Origin of the sequence: Streptomyces mutomycini (assembly GCF_001700505.1) — a bacterium.
GTDB lineage: Bacteria > Actinomycetota > Actinomycetes > Streptomycetales > Streptomycetaceae > Streptomyces > Streptomyces mutomycini.
The window spans coordinates 24,458-43,536 of sequence record NZ_MAPV01000031.1 but is presented as its reverse complement, the minus strand read 5'-3'; the positions used below and the strand labels follow the sequence as shown (position 1 = coordinate 43,536).

Below are 19,079 nucleotides of genomic sequence, written 5' to 3'. Positions count from 1 at the left end.
GCGATCAAAAGAGGTGCCCACGCAGCCCATCATTGAGCAATGATGTTCGCAGAGTGATCAAGACGATCGGGGGATCTGCCATGCATCTGAGCCGCGTGAAGGTGAGCGGTCTGCGCGCGAGCGCAGAGACTCCAATGAGCTGCGACCTACCCGGCAGATTCAGCGTGCTGATCGGTGCGAACGGTGCGGGCAAGACGACGCTCACGGACGCTCTCTACCTCGCACATCCAGGGAGCCGGTTTCCCGTGCTGCCGAGGCCGACTTCGGCCGTTCTGGCATCACCTGATGCCGGCGTGGAGCGCAGCGTGGACATCACCTATGCGCTGGGGGACGACCTCGCTGCGGAGGGTCGGCTTGGCCGCGAGATTCACACCACGGGGCACCGGCGCCTCGGTGGAGAAGCCGAATCTTGGAGTGTTTCCCTTCACCGTCAACTAGGGACGGTGACCTCTCGCCTGGCCAACAGCCGCGGAGTTGAGCGGAACGACCGCTTCAAATTGATCTACCTTCCCGCCTGGCGTCATCCGCTGGACGAACTGGCCCGACGCGAGGTACGCATCCTGGTCGAGCTGCTACGGGCGCGCCAGCAGGAACTCCACGGCAGCCGGAACCTAGTGGCTCTACGGGCTCGCGCCTCTCGGCTCTTGGAGGACCTTGCAAAGGACAGCTTGATCGATGCCGTAGAGGCTCGAATCGGAGAACACCTGGGCAGGTTGTCTGCGGGGGTAAGTCCACAATGGCCCTACGTCCGTGGCCAGGTCATCGACGACACCTACCTCGCGCGCGTCCTGGAAATCATGCTCGCTGTCATCGAAGGCCGCTCCGCAGCCCGGCCCCTGGAGGTCTCCGGGCTGGGGTATGTCAACCTCCTACATATTGCGGTGACGTTGGCTGCAATACCGGACTCCACCGAAGTCCCCCTCTCTTCGCCGAACCCGCCGGAAGGAACCGGCGATGATGAGGTCCCCTCAGCGGATGAGCAGGTGAGGCAAGCCTTCGAGAACCTGGCGCAGGCACAAGCCGAAGCGGCTTCCGAGGAAGACTCCTTTTTCTCCTCGGCCCCTTTTCACGCGACGGTCATCATCGAGGAGCCCGAAGCACACCTCCACCCCCAGCTACAGCACTCGCTGGTGCGTTACCTGCGCAGGACCGTCAAATCGCGACCCGAGCTGCAGGTGATCCTTACCAGTCACGCGACCGACATCATCACCGCATGCGACCCTGCGGAACTCGTCGTCGTGCGCCGCACCAGCTACGGAAGCGTTAGCCGCTGCGTCAAAGACGTCCTCCCACCCCAGCATCGCGATGCCACGCTGCGCATGGCCAGACTGCATCTCGACGCGAGCCGTTCATCGGCACTTTTCGCCGAACGCCTACTCCTGGTCGAAGGGGTGACTGAAGGCGCTGTCGTGCGGGAATTCGGCCGAGCCTGGGCAGCAGAGGACGAAGCGAAGCAAGCCTTCATAGACGCCCTGAGCATCGTCCCCATGGGCACCAAAGTAGGTCAATGGGCCGCCCATCTCCTGGCGACACCAGGGGCAGAGTTGTGCACGAAGCTTGCCATCCTCCGTGACAGCGACAGCGACCTCCCCTTCGACAGAGCGCGCGATACGCCCAAGTGGGTAATCGAGCACGACGCATCAGTCGTCCAAGCCTTCATCAGCCACCCCACCCTCGAGCCCGCGATCACTCCCGGCAACGAGGACCTCATCGAAGAAGCCCAGCAAATGATGGACCCTAAGCACCCGTTGGCCGAAGTCACCACCGACAGCGTCCGCGCCTACTTCGGTAGCCGAAGGACTGGCAAGGACGGAGAGGAAGCTGTCAAGGAAGGACGTGGCGCACGGCGAAAGGCAGAGTTCGCTCTGACACTTGCCGCCCTGCTCCGCGAAACGAACGACAGCGATCGCGAAGCGGCCGACAGCACATCCCGTGTCTCCGTACCCGACCACCTCCAGAAGCTCTTCGACTTTCTCTACCCTGCTGCCCCACACACTGCCACTGCCGACCTCACGCCCGATGAGTACGCCATGGAACCGCCCGCGTGGCTCGCGCCGGACAACATCTGGGACGACTCGCCAGACGACCCTGGTTGGGACGACGAGCTTGACGATCCCGCGTTCTGGCAGGAACAGGAACCCAGCGACGAGGAGCGAGAGCCCGTGTCAGCATCAGTCGATGCGGACGACGCCACATCCTGGGACGATCTTCCACGCGCACGCCCGATGCAGCACGATTACACAGCAAGCCGCCGACCGGGAAGCTGGCCAAAAGAGGCACAGACATCCGTTCAGTGGCCACAAGGGCAAAGCAATGCCTAGCGGCAGCAACGGAATTCGCACCCTGACACCACAGCAGCTCACGGCTTGTGACAGTCCGCAACCCCGCGTCTACGTCGAAGCAGCGCCCGGCTCCGGAAAGACCACCGTGTCAGCTCTGCGGTTCGGCCTGCACCGCTTTACCGCTCCAACCGACCGTCGGGCAGTCGTAGCAGTCAGCTTCACCAGGTCAGCCACCGAGGAACTGCGAACGCGTGTCATCCGGCAATGGGGCCCGTCATCAGTGACCTGGCCGCATCGCATTGTGACCCTGGACACCCTACTGTGCGATCTTCTCTTCCATCTGCTCCACTACGGCGTTCTGCACTGGCCGGGGGGGCACACAGAACTTGAGGTCTTGGACACCTGGCGGACCACGCTCCCTACGAAGTCTGGCCGTATAAGGCCCGTACTGCAGGTCGACAAAGGTCAGGTCGTCGTCAGAACCGTCAACGAATCTCAGTCCACGAGCCATCCTTCAGCTACGGACTTCAAGCGAGCTGTCTCTGACGGCAGATGCACTCACGACAACGTAAGGGAGGCTCTGCAAGGAGCACTGACGGGAAACTCCGCGAGGCAGGCGCTGATCTCCTACTTTGAGTGCAACGTGCGTTCACTGACGGTGGACGAAGTATTCGACGCTAACGACCTGGACCGAGACGTGTTCTCGCTTGCCTTGTCGGGGTGTAGCTTCCTCACACTGGTCGGTGATCCCTGGCAAGCTCTCTACCAGTTCAGAGGTGCACGTCCCGCCGCCATGAAGGAGTACATCAGCGAGAGCGGCTTCACCCCACACCACCTGGACGAGTCATTCCGGTGGGGCAACGACAGGCAGGCATGGCTCATGCGGCGGCTGCGCCGGCGGATGCCCATGACACTGCCGCCTGGCTCTGCCCACGACGCCGATGTAGTCCTAGCACACAGATGGAAGACTCTGTGGGGCTCCGATCCTCGCGTCCTGCCCCTCGCCATCAAGCCCGGCGTGGGTCAGGTCCAGGAAGCAATATGCACCCTGCTTCTCAATGAGATCACTCAGAACGCGCTCGGCCAACAGGCGGTATTCCTGCACGATGCTCTGGTCACACTCAACATCGAGAAAGAGGCACTAGCGACAACGCTCCACCCCTACCTGCAAACGGCCATCACTCACCTCAAAAGCGCCATCCCGCCGTCACTGGTGTGGCAGACCCTTATAGACGGTCTGGCCCACTGCGTTCCGGCGGTCGCTGCGCAACAGCACGGGCGCAAGCCGCTCCGCGCACTGGCTCTTCTGCAACTCCGCCTTGGCGATGCCGAATTGGTACCTGGCCTGACCTGCCACCAGTCCAAAGGGCGAGAGTGGAACAAGGTAGCCATAAAGCTGAGCGAGGCAGACGCCTCGGCCCTCGCGCTCGGCCTAGACCCCGCGCAGGCCGACCATCGCGCCCTCTACGTGGCACTCACGCGTGCTCGCTTTGGCACGCTTGCCCTCACATAAGGTGCACTCACACAAAGACACCAGGCAGCAGGCATTGTCTCCGTACAGCGTGATACCTATCCCTCCCGGGCGGCGGCCGACGCTCCAGGCGGTGCCGCGGTCCCACTCGGCAGCGGCTGGCGTGCAGTTCGACGGCTTCAGCTCAGCCAGGGACTCTGCTGCCCCAGAGTTGTCTAAGTTGCTGACCCTCGACTCGACCAGACAGACAGACTGCCAAGTCCCCAGCTCCAGCTTCCCGCCGATGACCGGCAGGGTGGCGTGTGGTGGTACGAGTGCCGGGAGTACATGGTCGCGGCCGTGGCCGGGGCTCCCGTGCCGGTGGCGCCAGCGGTCATCGGCGGGGAGGAGTGTCTGCAGGGCGGCGAGGAGGTCGTCGTCGCTGCCCGCACCGGTCTCCAGGATGGCGATTCCGGCGGTGGCGTGGGGTACGAAGACGTTGAGCAGGCCGTCTTTGCCGTGAGCGGCGCGGGTGAGGAACTGCTCGCAGTGCTCGGTCAGGTCCAGGACCGTCTCGGTCCGTCCCGTGGTGAGGCTCAGCAGGTGGGTGGCGAAGTTGTCGGACATCGTTCCATTCTCTCGTCGCCCGGGAGGATCGCGCGCCGGGAAGATCCGGGGCGCTGCCGAGGTTGGTAGAACCGTGAACAACTTCGGGACGCGTGAGCTGGACGTGGTCGTCATCGGCGCCGGCCAGGCGGGGCTGTCCGCCGCCTACCACCTTCGGCGCGCCGGTCTCCGGCCGGACCGCGACTTCGTCGTGCTGGACCACGCGCCCCGGCCCGGCGGCGCCTGGCAGTTCCGCTGGCCCTCGCTCACGTACGGCAAGGTGCACGGCATGCACTCCCTGCCCGGCATGGAGCTGACGGGCGCCGATGACAGCAGCCCCTCGTCCGAGGTGATCGGCGCGTATTTCGACGCGTACGAGAGCCGGTTCGGTCTCCAGGTGCACCGTCCGGTCGACGTGAACGCCGTACGCGAGGGTGAGGGGAACCGGCTGCTCGTCGAGACTTCCGAGGGTACGTACGCCACGCGCGCACTGATCAGCGCCACCGGCACCTGGGACCGGCCGTTCCGGCCTCGCTATCCGGGCCAGGAGACCTTCAGGGGGCGGCAGTTGCACACCGCGGACTACCCGGGGCCTGCGGAGTTCGCGGGCCTGAGGGTGGTCGTGGTCGGTGGGGGCGCGTCGGGCACACAGCATCTGATGGAGCTCGCCGAGGTGGCGGCGGAGACGTACTGGGTGACGCGCCGCCCCCCGGTGTTCCGGGAGGGGCCGTTCGGCGAGGAGCAGGGGCGGGCCGCTGTGGCCATGGTGGAGGAGCGCGTACGCCTCGGGCTCCCGCCGCAGAGTGTGGTGAGCGTGACGGGGCTGCCACTCAATGACGCCGTCCGGCACGCACGCGAGCAGGGGGTCCTGGACCGGCTCCCCATGTTCGAGCGGATCACCCCCGAGGGTGTGGCCTGGTCGGACGGCCGCACGGTCGAGGCGGACACGATCCTCTGGGCGACCGGCTTCCGGGCAGCCGTCGATCACCTCGCACCACTGAAACTCCGCGAGCCGGGCGGCGGCATCCGCGTCGAGAACACCCGGGCGGTGCGGGACGCGCGCGTCCATCTCGTCGGGTACGGCCCGTCCGCCAGCACGATCGGCGCCAACCGGGCAGGGCGGGCGGCGGTCCGCTCGGTCAACCGGTTGCTGGACGGGGTCGGTGTTCCGGTCTGACAGCTGCACCTCAGGACCTCTTGACCTCAGGACCTCAGGACCTCAGGACCTCTTGACCTCCGGACCGTGGTCGGGGAACTTCGCGTCCCATCGGCGTTGTCCGCCACGCGGAAGCACGTGGAAGCACGTGGAAGGGGAGGCCGCTCTGCGCATCCGGGGCGTAGGCATGCCCCGAGCAGTGCTCCCACGTCGCACGGGCGGCCGCCGGCCCGCACCCGGTCGGCTCCGCAGCCGGGCCTGTGACTCAGGTGGCAGCCGGGGCCGGATGGGAATCACGACGGATCAGGGCGGCATAGCGTCCGTCCTGGGCGAGCAGTTCCTCGTGCGTGCCGCGCTCAGCCGCACGGCCGTCGTCCAGGACGACGATCTGGTCCGCGTCCCGGACGGTGGAGAGCCGGTGCGCGATGGTGAGAGTTGTGCGGCCCTTCGACAGGGCGTCGATGGCTTGCTGCACGGCGTGCTCCGTACGGGTATCGAGAGCACTGGTCGCCTCGTCGAGGATCAGCACGGGCGGATCCCGGAGGATCGTGCGGGCGATCGCCAGGCGTTGCTTCTCGCCGCCCGAGAACCGGTAACCGCGTTCCCCGACGAGGGTGTCGTATCCGTCGGGCAGTCCGGCGATGTGGTCGTGGATCTGCGCGGTGCGGGCAGCGGCCTCGATCTCCTCGTCGGTGGCGTCCGGTTTGGCGAAGCGGAGGTTCTCCGCGACCGAGGCGTGGAAGAGATAGGTCTCCTGGGAGACCACGCCGACCGCCCTGGCGAGAGTGCCGAAGTCGAGGTCGCGCACATCGACCCCGTCGATCGTGACCCGGCCCGCCGTGACGTCGTACAGCCGCGGCACCAGGTAACTGAGCGTGGACTTGCCCGATCCGGTGGGGCCTACCACGGCCAGGCTGTTCCCGGCGGGCACGGCCACGTCGATGCCCCTCAAGGTCGGCCCGCTCGTCTCGTCGTAGCTGAAGGTGACGTCCTCGAAGGTGATCTCGCCCCGGATCTTGTCCAGCCGGACAGGCTTCTCGGGCTCGGTGATGTCCACCTCGAGATCGAGGTACTCGAAGATGCGGGCGAACAGGGCGAGGGACGTCTGCATCTGCACACCGGTGGAGAGCAGGCTCACCGCCGGGCGGAACAGTCCCTGCTGGAGCGAGACGAAGGCGACCAGCGTGCCGATGGAGACGGCTGTGCCACCGGACTGGAGGGTGAGGCCCGCTGCCCAGTAGATGACGGCGGGCATGGCGGCCATCACGATCCCGATGGTCGACATCCTCCAGCGGCCTGCCATGTTGGAGCGCACTTCGAGGTCGACCAGGCGCTCCGACTCCTCGGAGAAGGCCTTGGTCAGGGAGTCCGAGCGGCCCATGGTCCGGCCGAGCAGGATGCCGCTGACCGAGAGCGACTCGGTCACCGTGGCCGCCATCGCGGCCATCTGCTTCTGGCGCTGGGTGGTGATCTTCTTGCGCTCCCGGCCGACGCGACGGCTGATCCAGACGAAGACGGGCAGCAGGAGCAACGAGACGACGGTGAGCCGCCAGTCCAGCGCGAGCATGGCGACCACCGTGGCGATGACGGCGGTGAGGTTGGAGACCAGCGAGGTCGCCGTGGAGGTGACCGTCGCCTGCATTCCGCCGATGTCGTTGGCGATGCGGGACTGGACCTCGCCCGTACGGGTCCGGGTGAAGAAGGCGAGCGGCATCCGCTGCAGCTGGGTGTAGACGGCGGTGCGCAGGTCGTGCATGACGCGCTGGCCGACCGTGGTGGAGATCAAGGTCTGCAGGACACCGAAGACACTGGTCATCACGGCGGTGAAAATCATGCCGAGCGCGAGCAGGGTGAGCAGTCCCGTACGCCCCTGGGGGATCGCGGTGTCCAGGATCTCGCGGAGCAGGAACGGGGAGGCGACGGACACCAGCGAGGAAGCGCCGACCAGCAGCCCCACGACGGCGAGTCGGCCGCGGTAGGGACGGAAGAGCCGGAAGATACGGCGCAGCTCGGCGGGCGGCTGCCCGGCGTCTGCGGCCGGAGGTGTCCAGGTGGGTTCGTCGGGTTTCATGGGCTCCTTCGAGAGCGTGCGACGGGAGAGGTGTGGTGCCCGGGCTCGCGACGGCGGGCACGGTCGGCACAGCGGGCCGGGTCGGCACAGGCGGCGCGCAGCTCCCGAGAGCTGACGGGTGGGCCGACCTTTGAGAGCCTAGCTCATTGTTACCTCTATTCACAATGAACCAGGTCCTGATATTGTTCCCTCATGGACTCCCCCGACTCCGACGGCATGCTCGCCGAGCAGCTGCTGCGGCTCACCCGCCGCCTCCAGCGCATCCAGAGCCGGCAGCTGGAGCCGATCGGCATCACCCCGGCACAGTTCCGCCTGCTCCGCACGACCGCGCACTACGACGGTCCACCCCGGATGGCCGATCTCGCCGAGCGCCTGGACGTCGTCCCGCGGGCGGTGACCACCCTGGTCGACGGCCTGGAGGCGAGCGGCAGGGTGCGGCGTGCCCCGGATCCGGCCAACCGCCGGGTGATCCGTATCGAGATCACCGAGGAGGGCCGGGCGGTGCTCCGTTCGATGCGCGACGCGCGGAAGGCCGCCGCGGAGGAGATCCTGGCTCCATTGACCGCGGAACAGCGTGAGGTGCTCGGCGGTCTGCTCACCGCTCTGGTCGACGGGATGCCGGAGCGCCGCCGCTGCTGAGGCATGCGGTGCGGCCACCGCACCGCGCGCCGTCGAGGGGATCCTGACATGCCGCTGCTGGAGCCGAAGCCGGATGCCCTGCGCCCTCGTACGGCGCGTGCGCCGTCCCCCGATCGGGTGCCCGACTGGAAAGCGTCGGGGACGCCGGCGGAACTGCGGGCCGGCCTGACCGCACTGCTCGGTCCGGAGAAGGTCCTGTGGAAGGTCTCCGACCTCGTGCGGTACGCCTCCGACGCCAGCCCCTACCGCTTCCTGCCGCAGGTCGTGCTGGTCCCCGAGGACCTCGACGACATCTCGGCGATCCTCTCCTACGCCCACGGCAACGGCCGCGGGGTCGTCTTCCGGGCAGCCGGCACCAGTCTGAACGGCCAGGCACAGGGCGAGGACATCCTCGTCGACGTACGCCGGCACTGGACGGGCATCGAGGTCCTGGACGACGGTGCCCGGGCCAGGATCCGGCCCGGGACCACCGTCATGCGGGCCAATGCCGCCCTCGCCCGGCACGGCCGGATCCTGGGCCCCGATCCCGCCAGCGCCATCGCGTGCACCATCGGCGGTGTCGTGGCGAACAACGCCTCCGGCATGACCGCGGGGACCACGAGGAATTCGTACCGCACGGTCTCCTCACTGACCTTCGTCCTGCCCAGCGGCACGGTGGTCGACACGGGCGGGGCGGACGCCGACGGGGCCCTGCGCCGGGCGGAACCGCGTCTGTGCGACGAGCTGCTGGCGCTCAAGGCGGAGATCGAGGCCGACGAGCGGCTCACCGCCCGGATCCGGGCCAAGTACGAGATCAAGAACACCAACGGCTACCGCCTCGACGCGTTCCTCGACGGATCGACGCCCGTGGAGATCCTGCGGGGCCTGATGGTCGGCTCCGAGGGCACCTTCGGTTTCATCTCCGAGGTCGTCTTCGACACCCTGCCCCTGGAGCGTCACGTCTCCTCCGCGCTGCTGTTCTTCCCCTCGCTCACGGCGGCAGCGGCGGCCGTGCCGCGGTTCAACGGGGCGGGGGCGATCGCCGTGGAGCTGATGGACGGCAACACCCTGCGCGCCTCGGTAAGGGTCGAGGGCGTCCCCTCCGACTGGGCGGGTCTCCCCCGGGGGACGACGGCTCTCCTGGTGGAATTCCGTGCCCCGGACGAGAGCGCGCTGGCCGCCTGCGAGCGGGAGGCGGCCTCGGTCGTCGCGGATCTCGAGCTGGTGGCGCCCACCACATCGGTGACCAATGAGTTCACCAGGGACGCCGCCACCGTCTCCGGGTACTGGAAGGCACGCAAGGCGTTCGTCACCGCCGTCGGCGGATCCCGCCCCGCGGGCACGACGCTGATCACCGAGGACTTCGCCGTCCCGCCGTCACGGCTCTCGGAGGCCTGTGAGGCGTTGCTGACCCTCCAGGCCGCCCATGGCTTCGACGCCGCGGTGGCGGGTCACGCGGCACACGGCAATCTGCACTTCCTCCTCGCCTTCGACGCCGCGAAACCGGCCGACGTCGACCGGTACGCCGCTTTCATGGACGCGTTCTGCACGCTCGTCGTCGACCGCTTCGACGGATCGCTGAAGGCGGAGCACGCGACCGGCCGCAACATCGCCCCCTTCCTGGAGCGGGAGTGGGGCGCCGTCGCGACCGAGCTCATGTGGCGTACGAAGCAGGCCATCGACCCCGACGGGGTCCTGGCCCCCCGCATCGTCCTGGACCGGGATCCGACGGCACATCTGCGTGGCCTCAAGACGATCCCCAAGGTCGAGCCGGTCGCCGACCCGTGCATCGAGTGCGGCTTCTGCGAGCCCACCTGCCCCAGTGAGGACCTCACCACCACACCACGTCAACGGATCGTGCTGCGCCGGGAAATGATGCGGCAGCCGGGCGGCTCACCGGTGGAGGCCGGACTGCTGGACGCCTACGGCTACGACGCGGTGGACACCTGTGCGGGCGACTCCACGTGCAAGCTCGCCTGTCCGGTCGGCATCGACACCGGCGCGATGATGAGGGACTTCCGCCATCACCGGCACTCCCCGCGTGAGGAGCGGATCGCGGCTCTCACCGCGCAGCACTTCAAGGTCGTCGAGGCCTCGGCGCGGGTCGCCCTCGGTGTGGCCGACGTCATCACCCGCCACGCCGGCGACCGGCTGCTCGGGGCCGTGACCCGACTCGCCCGCAAGGCCGTTCGGCCGGATCTGTTTCCGGAATGGCTGCCCGAGATCCCCGGCGCCGCCCCCCGTGCCCTGCCGCCCACCTCACGGGCGGGGGCGAGAGCCGTGTACTACCCGGCCTGCGTGAACCGCATCTTCGCGGGCCCCGAGGACGAGGGTGCGCTGTCGCTGGCAGAGGCCGTCGTCTCCTTGTCCGCGCGGGCCGCCAGGCCGGTATGGATTCCCGAGGACGTCGGCGGGACCTGCTGCGCGACGATCTGGCACTCCAAGGGGTACGACGTCGCCAACGCGGTCATGGCCAACCGCATCGTGGAGGCCGCCTGGGGCTGGACCGGTGGCGGCTCGCTGCCGCTGGTCGTCGACGCGTCGTCGTGCACGCTGGGCCTGGCGCACGAGGTGGTGCCGTACCTCACCGAGGACAACAGGGCGCTGCACAGGGAACTGACCTTCGTCGACTCGCTCGTCTGGGCCGCCGACGAACTGCTCCCCCATCTGACGGTGTTCCGCCGGACGGGGTCGGCCGTCCTGCATCCCACCTGCTCGATGGAGCATCTGGGTGATGTGGCACATCTGCGCACACTGGCCGAGGCATGCGCCGAGGAGGTGGTCGTGCCTGACGACGCCGGCTGCTGCGGATTCGCGGGCGACCGCGGCATGCTGCACAAGGAACTCACCGACTCGGCGACCGCCAAGGAGGCGGCGGAGGTCAACACCCGGCACTACGACGCCTACCTGTCGGCCAACCGGATGTGCGAGATCGGGATGGACCGGGCGACCGGCCACCGCTACCACTCGGCGCTCATCGAGCTCGAACGGGCGACCCGTCCAGTCCTGTGGCCCTGAGAGGCCGCGAGAATAATCGGTTGCCCCCGAGGGGGTCAGGAAGCGAACCTTGCACGGTTTGGTCCCCCCACTGTTCCACCGGATCCACCACGGATCTCCGCTTCCGATTCCTTGGGACGTCATGCAGATTCGCGATCTTCCGTACTCGGATCCCGGCGGTCCCGATGTACGGTCGGGCCCCCGTTTCCTGTTCTGGCTCGGGCGAAGCCAGCTCGCCGGCCAGCTCAAGTCCCTCTGCTGGGGACTGCTCCATCACTGTGCGATCGCGGGCATCCCGCTCGCCGTGGGTCTGGCCGTACAGGCCGTCATCGACCGCTCCGGCCGGGATCTCGCGGTGGCCGGAGTCCTCCTGTTCGTCCTCGGCGTCTTCGTCGCCCTGGGCGACACCATGCTCCACCGGACGGCGGTCACGAACTGGATCACCGCCGCCGCCCGGGTGCAGCAGCTGCTGGCGCGCAGGACGGCCGAGCTGGGCTCGGCGCTGACGCGGAGGGTGGCGGCCGGAGAAGTGGTCGCGGTGAGTACGGGAGACGTCGAGAAGATCGGCTGGTTCGTCGAGGCGCTGTCGCGTTTCGCCGCAGCCGCGACCGCGCTCGTACTGATCTGCGTCGGGCTGGTCCTCTATCTGCCGTCGCTCGGAGTGCTGGTCGCCGTCGCCACCCCGGTCCTGGCGCTGGCCGTCCTGCCGCTCCTCCCCCGGGCCACCCGCCGGGCGGATCTGCAGCGCGAGAAGGCGGGCCGGGCGACGGAGCTGGCCTCGGACACGGTCGCGGGGCTGCGGGTGCTGCGCGGCATCGGCGGCGAGGAGCTGTTCCTCGGACGCTACCGGCGTGCGTCCCAGGAGGTCCGCGAGGCCGCAGTGCGCAGCGCCCGGATGTGGGCGGTCATCTCGGCGATCCAGGTGTTCCTGCCGGGAGTTCTGCTGATCTCACTGGTCTGGTACGGCGCGACGCTGGCCCGGGACGGCCGCATCGAAGTCGGCCAGCTGGTCACCGTGTACAGCGCGGCGACCCTGATGCTGTTCCCGCTGCGCAACGTGGAGGAGATCGCCATGGCGTACTCCTTCTCACGCCCGTCGGCGCAGCGCGCCGTCCGGGTTCTGTCCCTGCGTCGCACCACCCGCCCTCCGACGGAGGATGCTGTGACGCCCCGCGGGGACCTGTACGACCCGGTGACCGGACTGATGGCGCCGCAGGGCCTGTTCACCGCCGTGGTCTGCGGCGATCCCGACGAAGCGGGGAGGCTCGCGGAACGGCTCGGCGGTCACGCCGAGCCCGATGAGGAGTCCCTGCCGGACGACGCGTCCGGCCCCCTGCCCTCGGTGCTGCTCGGCGGTGTGCCGCTGGACGAGCTGCCGCTCGATTCGGCACGGGCCGCGGTGCTGGTGCAGGACAAGGACCCGGTACTGCTCTCGGGGACGCTGCGGGAGCTGCTGGACGTCCCGTCCTCGGGGGTCGTGACGGCCGGTGACGCGCTCGCCGCCGCGCGGTGCGGTGATGTGCTGGACGCGCTGGCCCAGGCGTCGGCCGAGACCGACGGCGATCCGATGAACACCCGGATCACCGAGCGCGGCAGGTCCCTGTCCGGCGGTCAGCGGCAGCGGCTCGCACTGGCCCGTTCGCTGGTCACCGACCCGGAGGCGCTCGTCCTCGACGAGCCGACGTCCGCCGTGGACTCGCACACGGAGGCCAGGGTCGCCGCCGGCATCGAACAGCTGCGCCGGGGCCGTACGACGGTTGCGTTCGCCTCGTCCCCGCTGCTGCTGGACGTAGCCGACCGTGTGGTGCTCCTGCACGGGGGCACGGTCGTGGCGGCGGGCACGCACCGCGAACTGCTGCGGGACGAACCGCGTTACCGGATGGTCGTGACCCGCGAGACCGAGGACGAGACAGCCGCAGCGGCAGCGGCAGCAGGGGACGGGCTCACCGCGGTCGACGGCCTTCAGCCGGCCCGGGCGGTCGAGGAAATCGAGGAGACAGCATGATCGGCCTGGCACCACCGGAGTACGACCCGGCCGCACCGGAGTCGGCGACGACCCTGCCGGTCGGGACGCCGACGACCGTACGCACGTACGTGAGCGCTCTGCTGAGGCGTCATCGCAAGGCCTTCGCGGTGCTCATCGCGGTCAACGCGGTCGCGGTGATCGCGTCGATCACCGGGCCCTATCTGCTGGGCGGGCTCGTCGAGGACCTCTCCAACGGGGTGACCGACCTCCATCTGGAGCGCACAGCCGCCGTGTTCGCCGTGGCGCTGATCGTGCAGACCGTCTTCACGCGGACGATGCGGCTGCGCGGGGCCATGCTCGGCGAGGAGATGCTCGCCGACCTGCGCGAGGACTTCCTCGTACGGTCGGTGGGGCTGCCGCCCGGTGTCCTGGAGCGGGCCGGTACCGGGGATCTGCTGTCCAGGATCACGACGGACATCGACCGGCTGGCCAACGCGATGCGTGAGGCCGTGCCGCAGCTGGCGATCGGTGTGGTCTGGGCCGGGCTGCTGCTCGGTGCTCTGACCGTCACCGCCCCGCCGCTTGCCCTGGCCGTGCTGATCGCGCTTCCGGTGCTGGTCACCGGCTGCCGCTGGTACTTCCGGCGGGCGCCCTCCGCGTACCGTTCGGAGGCCGCCGGGTACGCGGCGGTCGCGGCTGTGCTCGCCGAGACCGTGGACGCCGGACGGACCGTCGAGTCGCACCGGCTGGGGGCCCGCAGGGTCGCGCTGTCGGACCGGCGGGTGGCGGAGTGGACGGCCTGGGAGCGGTACACCCTGTTCCTGCGCTCGGTGCTGTTCCCGGTCATCAACACCACCTACGTGACGATTCTCGGCGCGGTGCTGATGCTCGGCGGCTGGTTCGTGATGGAGGACTGGATCACCGTCGGGCAGCTGACGACCGGGGCGCTGCTGGCGCAGATGATGGTGGACCCGATCGGCCTGATCCTGCGCTGGTACGACGAGCTGCAGGTCGCCCAGGTGTCGTTGGCCAGGCTCGTCGGCGTACGGGAGATCGAGCCCGACGCCGGGGACGACCTCGTCGGGCCCGACGGCCGGGAGGTGAGGGCCGAGGAGGTGCGCTTCGGCTACCGCGCGGGCGTCGACGTCCTGCACAAGGTGTCGCTGGACGTCGCTCCCGGCACACGGCTGGCACTGGTCGGCCCGTCCGGCGCGGGCAAGTCCACGCTGGGAAGGCTGCTGGCGGGGATCTACGCTCCCCGGGCCGGTTCGGTGTCGCTGGGGGGCGCCGAACTGTCCCGGATGACGGCGGAGCGGGTGCGGAGCCATGTGGCTCTCGTCAACCAGGAGCACCACGTGTTCGTCGGCTCTCTCCGGGACAACCTCCTGCTCGCCCGCACGGACGCCGAGGACGCGGAGCTGTGGGCCTCGCTCGCCGCGGTGGACGCGGACGGCTGGGCGAAGGCCCTGGAAAAGGGGCTGGACGCGGAGGTCGGCTCGGGCGGCCTGGCCCTCACCCCGGCGCAGGCGCAGCAGATCGCCCTGGCGCGTCTCGTCCTGGCGGACCCGCACACGCTGGTGCTGGACGAGGCGACCTCGCTGCTCGACCCTCGGGCCGCCCGTCATCTGGAGCGCTCGCTGGCACGGGTGCTGGACGGCCGCACGGTCGTGGCGATCGCGCACCGGCTGCACACCGCGCACGACGCTGATGTGATCGCGGTCGTCGAGGACGGCCGGATCAGCGAACTGGGCAGCCACGACGAGTTGGTGGCGGCGGACGGCGCGTACGCGGCGCTGTGGCGCTCCTGGCACGGCTGAGCCCCGGGCGGCCGGTTCGCTCCCGCCAGGCGCGGACCGTCCGCCGCCGAGCTCCCGGACGCGGGGTGCACCCGCCGTCCCGCGGGTGCACCCCGCGGGTCGCTGGCGTCGGCATGCGCGAAGCCCCGAGGCATGTCACCGCCCCGCCGCACAAGAGGCGAACTCCGTCCCCTCCGGTAAGGATGAGGGAGTGACTGGCTCCGGATACGGGGCAGGCGAGCGATGACCGCGTAAACCCGAGAAGGGACGCACACCGTGGCACGACCCAGGATTCTCGTTGTCGGCGCCGGCTTTGCCGGGGTCGAGTGCGTGCGCCGGCTGGAGCGCAGCCTCGCGCCCGGCGAGGCGGACATCGCGCTCGTCACCCCGTTCTCGTACCAGCTCTACCTGCCGTTGCTTCCGCAGGTCGCCTCCGGGGTGCTCACCCCCCAGTCGGTCGCCGTCTCCCTGCGGCGCAGCAGGCGCCACCGGACCCGGATCGTGCCCGGCGGGGCGATCGGAGTGGACACCAAGGCGAAGGTCTGTGTGGTCCGCAAGATCACGGACGAGATCGTGAACGAGCCGTACGACTACATCGTGCTGGCCGCCGGCAGTGTCACCAGGACCTTCGACATCCCGGGGCTCGTCGACAACGCCCGGGGCATGAAGACCCTGGCCGAAGCCGCCTACATCCGGGACCACGTCATCTCCCAGCTCGATCTGGCCGACGCCAGTCACGACGAGCAGGAGCGGGCGTCGCGGCTGCAGTTCGTGGTGGTGGGCGGCGGGTACGCCGGTACGGAGACGGCCGCGTGTCTGCAGCTGCTCACCAGCAACGCCGTCAAGCACTACCCCAGGCTGGACCCCAAGCTGATCAAGTGGCACCTGATCGACATCGCGCCCAAGCTCATGCCCGAGCTCGGTGACAAGCTCGGTCTCAGCGCCCTCGAGATCCTGCGCAAGCGCGGCATCGAGGTCTCGCTCGGTGTCTCCGTGGCCGAGGCGGCCCCGGACAAGGTGACCTTCACCGACGGCCGGGTACTGCCCTGCCGCACGCTGATCTGGACCGCGGGTGTCGCCGCGAGTCCTCTCGTCGCGACCCTCGAAGCGGAGACGGTGCGCGGCCGGCTCGCCGTGACACCGGAGATGAGCCTTCCGGGCGTCGACGGTGTGTTCGCGCTGGGTGACGCGGCGGCGGTGCCGGACCTGGCCAAGGGCGACGGGGCGATCTGCCCGCCCACCGCTCAGCACGCCATGCGTCAGGGCCGCAAGCTGGCGGACAACATCATCGCTTCACTGCGCGGCCGTCCGCTGCAGCCGTACGTCCACAAGGACCTCGGCCTGGTCGTGGACCTCGGAGGCCGGGACGCCGTGTCCAAGCCGCTCGGGATCGAGCTGCGGGGCATGCCCGCCCAGGCCGCGGCGCGCGGCTACCACTGGTCGGCGCTGCGGACGAACGTCGCCAAGACCCGGGTGATGACCAACTGGCTGCTCAACGCGATCGCCGGTGACGACTTCGTGCGCACGGGCTTCCAGGCCCGTAAGCCGGCCACCCTCCGCGACTTCGAGTACACCGACGCCTACCTCACGCCCGAGGAGATCCGCGCGCACACCGCCGGTGCCTCCGCCCACGGCTGAGCCGCCCGCCCCGGCCCCCGCACGCGAGGCGGGCCGGGGTCATGTCCGGCGCGAGAGGACCGTGTCGACGGTGTCCGCGTCCTGGGCCCGCTTGTCCTCCCGGTAGCGCAGGACACGGGCGAACCGCAGCGTCACGCCCGCCGGATAGCGGGTCGACTTCTGGAGCCCGTCGTAGGCGATCTCGACGACGAGTTCCGGACGCACCGTCACCACGTGTCCGTCGTCGGCTGTGGCCAGCTCCCGGAGGCGTCCGGTCTGCCACAGGAGCATGGTGTCGGTGAGCCCTTTGAAGGTCTTGCCCAGCATCGCGAACGTGCCGTCCTCCCGTCGCGCCCCCAGATGCAGGTTCGAGAGCTTCCCGGTGCGTCTGCCATGGCCCCATTCGGCGGCCAGCACGACCAGGTCCAGGGTGTGGACGGGCTTCACCTTCAGCCAGGTGGCGCCGCGCCGGCCCGCGATGTAGGGCGCCGCCGTGCCCTTGACGACCACGCCCTCGTGCCCGCGGGCCAGTGTGTCCTCGGAGAACGCCACCGCGGCCGCGCGCCGCGACTCGTCGGCGGGGTACTCGACGGCGAAGCGCCGTACGCGCATCTCCTCGGGGACCAGCGCGGCCAGGTCCCGGTGGCGCTCGGCGAGGGAGAGGTCGAGGAGGTCACGTCCGTCCACGGACAGCACGTCGAAGAAGACGGGGACCACGGGGACGGCACCCGCCGCGGTGGCGACGTCACGCCGGGATCCCACCCGGCCGGCGGTCTCCTGGAACGGCCTGGGCCTCCCGTCGGCCCCGAGCGCGATCACCTCGCCGTCGAGAATGAACCGGTCGGTGTGAAAGCCGGCCACCGCCTCGGCGAGTTCGGGGAGCCGGTCGGTGATGTCGTCGAGCGCGCGGGTGTAGACGCGCACCTGCGGCCCGTCCCGGTGCACCTGGACGCGGATGCCGTCCAGCTTCTCCTCGACGACACAGGGCCCCAGCCGGTCGATCGCCTCGGTGACCGAGCGGGCGGTGTGGGCGAGCATGGGCTGGACCGGGCGGCCGACGGTGAGCCGGAAGGACGCGAGGGCACCGGGGCCCTCCGCGAGCAGCGTACGGGCGACGGGCCCCAGCGAACCGGCGAGCATGACGGCGCGCCGCACCTCCGCGCGCGGTGCTCCGGCGGCGTCGGCCAGGGCGTCGACGGCGACGGCGTCCAGCGCTCCCTGGCGTACCTCTCCGGTGAGCAGTCCGCGCAGAAAGTACTGTTCGTCAGCGGTGGCGGCACCCAGCAGCCGCACCAGACGCTCCTTGCGGGCGGACTGCGAACCCGGGCCGGCGAGGGCGCCGATCTCCGTCAGCTCCGCGTTCGTCCCCACCACGGTCAGCGTGGGTTCGTCGGCAGGCGTCACCGGAACGCGCAGGATGCTCCATCCGATCCCGAGCCGTCCCTGAGGGAGGCGGCCGGCGAGATAGGGGATGACGACCGGCACGTCGTCTGGCCCGGCATCCCGGAAGAGCCCGGCCAGCAGGGCGGTCTTCCGGGTCCGGGCCGACGTCGCGGCGACCTCCAGGGACACGTGGGCGAGCCGGGCGAGCAACATGCAGTCATGGTGCTACGGTCACGGGCCCGCCGCCCCCTGGCAGGGCCCTGGGGCCGTCAGATGACGTTGAGGGCAGCAGCGGCACCGACTCCCCCCAGGACCATGAAGGCGGGCATCAGCACCTTCATCTCGACCCAGCTGCCCGCCCGGAAACGCATGAACTTCGGCGGGCCGAGCGGGTACCAGCGCTTGCGGCCCAGGGGTATGGGCCACAGGATCGGGCAGCCCGAGACGGTGAGCGCGTCGCCGATGTCGTGGACGAGGGCTCCGAGGACGATGGGCAGTCCGAGCCACATGTACTCCTGACCGGGCGAGGTGAACAGCCAGTCGGATCCGTTCCCCGGCTGGTCCAGTACGCCCGCCAGGATCCATGCGCTGGTCGCGCCGAGGAGCCAGACCAGGACGTCGCTGGAGACGCGGGCCGCCCGCCACAGCAGCCCCTCGACGGCGAGGACGAGGTGGACGAAGAGGATGGCCAGGACCGCCCACCGGCCCCCGGTGACCGCCGCCACGGAGCAGCCCGCACCGATCAGCACCGCCCACAGCCAGGTGTGGGTGAGGGTGCGGTGGCCCCCGGTCCTGCGCGGGTCCCCGGCTCCCTTGGTCGCCTTGTAGACGGCGTAGGAGAGCTTGTCGACGATTTCGCAGACACCCTTGGAGACCGGGCCGAAGGCACGCGAGATCGTGGCCGACTTGTGGTCGAGGTCCGGGGCGAGCGCGGCGCCCGCGGTGATCAGGGCCCCCACCACCAGGACGGGCCAGGGCATCGTGTGGCCCGCAGCCGCGGCCGCGGCACCCACCCCCAGCCAGGCCGCTGCTCCTGACAGTGAGTGTGCCGGTCCCATCATGGCTGTTTCCGCCCCCATCGTGATTCGGCCGTGCGTCCGGGCCGGGCCGCCATGGCCTTTGCGCGGCGGCCGAGTT

11 protein-coding genes and 1 pseudogene are annotated in these 19,079 nt (G+C 69.5%); 8 read left to right on the top strand and 4 right to left on the bottom strand.

The annotated features are described in order from the left end of the window. Positions 1 to 53: 53 nt before the first annotated feature. Positions 54 to 2,321: an ATP-dependent nuclease gene (locus BFF76_RS04620; protein ID WP_079122307.1), complete on the top strand. Its 2,268-nt coding sequence runs from the start codon at positions 54 to 56 to the stop codon at positions 2,319 to 2,321. After that, positions 2,314 to 3,795, top strand: coding sequence for a UvrD-helicase domain-containing protein (locus tag BFF76_RS30935; RefSeq protein ID WP_167359468.1), 1,482 nt, complete (start codon positions 2,314 to 2,316; stop codon positions 3,793 to 3,795). The genes BFF76_RS04620 and BFF76_RS30935 overlap by 8 nt, the downstream gene beginning before the upstream one ends. A gap of 171 nt (positions 3,796 to 3,966) precedes the next feature. Here the strand turns inward: BFF76_RS30935 and BFF76_RS30930 are convergent. Continuing rightward, positions 3,967 to 4,359 (bottom strand): annotated as a pseudogene (locus BFF76_RS30930) (secondary thiamine-phosphate synthase enzyme YjbQ); the annotation flags it as partial. Between the two features lie 73 nt (positions 4,360 to 4,432). On the opposite strand from BFF76_RS30930, the gene BFF76_RS04605 reads away from it, so the two are divergent. Next, positions 4,433 to 5,515: an FAD-dependent oxidoreductase gene (locus BFF76_RS04605; protein WP_065847286.1), complete on the top strand. Its 1,083-nt coding sequence runs from the start codon at positions 4,433 to 4,435 to the stop codon at positions 5,513 to 5,515. A 244-nt stretch (positions 5,516 to 5,759) separates the two neighbouring features. Here BFF76_RS04605 and BFF76_RS04600 read toward each other — a convergent pair whose 3' ends face one another. Next, complete coding sequence (locus BFF76_RS04600; RefSeq protein ID WP_031094015.1) at positions 5,760 to 7,565, bottom strand: ABC transporter ATP-binding protein; 1,806 nt, start codon at positions 7,563 to 7,565, stop codon at positions 5,760 to 5,762. 192 nt (positions 7,566 to 7,757) lie between these two features. Here BFF76_RS04600 and BFF76_RS04595 point away from each other — a divergent pair, with 192 nt between their 5' ends. The 5 genes from BFF76_RS04595 to BFF76_RS04575 all read left to right on the top strand — a co-directional run bounded on the left by BFF76_RS04595 (position 7,758) and on the right by BFF76_RS04575 (position 16,580). After that, on the top strand, positions 7,758 to 8,204 hold the full coding sequence (locus BFF76_RS04595) for a MarR family winged helix-turn-helix transcriptional regulator (protein WP_031094017.1): 447 nt from the start codon (positions 7,758 to 7,760) through the stop codon (positions 8,202 to 8,204). A 48-nt stretch (positions 8,205 to 8,252) separates the two neighbouring features. Then, a complete protein-coding gene (locus BFF76_RS04590) occupies positions 8,253 to 11,201 on the top strand; it encodes an FAD-binding and (Fe-S)-binding domain-containing protein (RefSeq protein WP_065847284.1) in 2,949 nt (982 codons plus the stop codon). Positions 11,202 to 11,322: 121 nt separating this feature from the next. After that, entirely contained in the window at positions 11,323 to 13,185 is a 1,863-nt protein-coding gene (locus tag BFF76_RS04585) for an ABC transporter transmembrane domain-containing protein (protein WP_065847283.1), read from the top strand. Beyond that, positions 13,182 to 14,963 (top strand): ABC transporter ATP-binding protein, encoded by a 1,782-nt coding sequence (locus tag BFF76_RS04580; protein ID WP_053931240.1) that lies wholly within the window; start codon positions 13,182 to 13,184, stop codon positions 14,961 to 14,963. The genes BFF76_RS04585 and BFF76_RS04580 overlap by 4 nt, the downstream gene beginning before the upstream one ends. A gap of 255 nt (positions 14,964 to 15,218) precedes the next feature. Further along, a complete protein-coding gene (locus BFF76_RS04575) occupies positions 15,219 to 16,580 on the top strand; it encodes an NAD(P)/FAD-dependent oxidoreductase (protein ID WP_031094027.1) in 1,362 nt (453 codons plus the stop codon). 39 nt (positions 16,581 to 16,619) lie between these two features. On the opposite strand, the gene BFF76_RS04570 is transcribed toward BFF76_RS04575, so the two are convergent. Continuing rightward, on the bottom strand, positions 16,620 to 18,155 hold the full coding sequence (locus tag BFF76_RS04570) for an ATP-dependent DNA ligase (RefSeq protein ID WP_031094029.1): 1,536 nt from the start codon (positions 18,153 to 18,155) through the stop codon (positions 16,620 to 16,622). Positions 18,156 to 18,211: 56 nt separating this feature from the next. Then, positions 18,212 to 19,003, bottom strand: coding sequence for a metal-dependent hydrolase (locus tag BFF76_RS04565; RefSeq protein WP_078850609.1), 792 nt, complete (start codon positions 19,001 to 19,003; stop codon positions 18,212 to 18,214). Positions 19,004 to 19,079 lie beyond the last annotated feature (76 nt).

Bases quoted from the DNA above. Each gene is read 5' to 3' on its own strand.
- BFF76_RS04570 (WP_031094029.1), bottom strand. From the start codon at position 18,155: ATGTTGCTCGCCCGGCTCGCCCACGTGTCCCTGGAGGTCGCCGCGACG.
- BFF76_RS04585 (WP_065847283.1), top strand. From the start codon at position 11,323: ATGCAGATTCGCGATCTTCCGTACTCGGATCCCGGCGGTCCCGATGTA.
- BFF76_RS04595 (WP_031094017.1), top strand. From the start codon at position 7,758: ATGGACTCCCCCGACTCCGACGGCATGCTCGCCGAGCAGCTGCTGCGG.
- BFF76_RS04565 (WP_078850609.1), bottom strand. From the start codon at position 19,003: ATGATGGGACCGGCACACTCACTGTCAGGAGCAGCGGCCTGGCTGGGG.
- BFF76_RS04580 (WP_053931240.1), top strand. From the start codon at position 13,182: ATGATCGGCCTGGCACCACCGGAGTACGACCCGGCCGCACCGGAGTCG.
- BFF76_RS04590 (WP_065847284.1), top strand. From the start codon at position 8,253: ATGCCGCTGCTGGAGCCGAAGCCGGATGCCCTGCGCCCTCGTACGGCG.
- BFF76_RS30935 (WP_167359468.1), top strand. From the start codon at position 2,314: ATGCCTAGCGGCAGCAACGGAATTCGCACCCTGACACCACAGCAGCTC.
- BFF76_RS04600 (WP_031094015.1), bottom strand. From the start codon at position 7,565: ATGAAACCCGACGAACCCACCTGGACACCTCCGGCCGCAGACGCCGGG.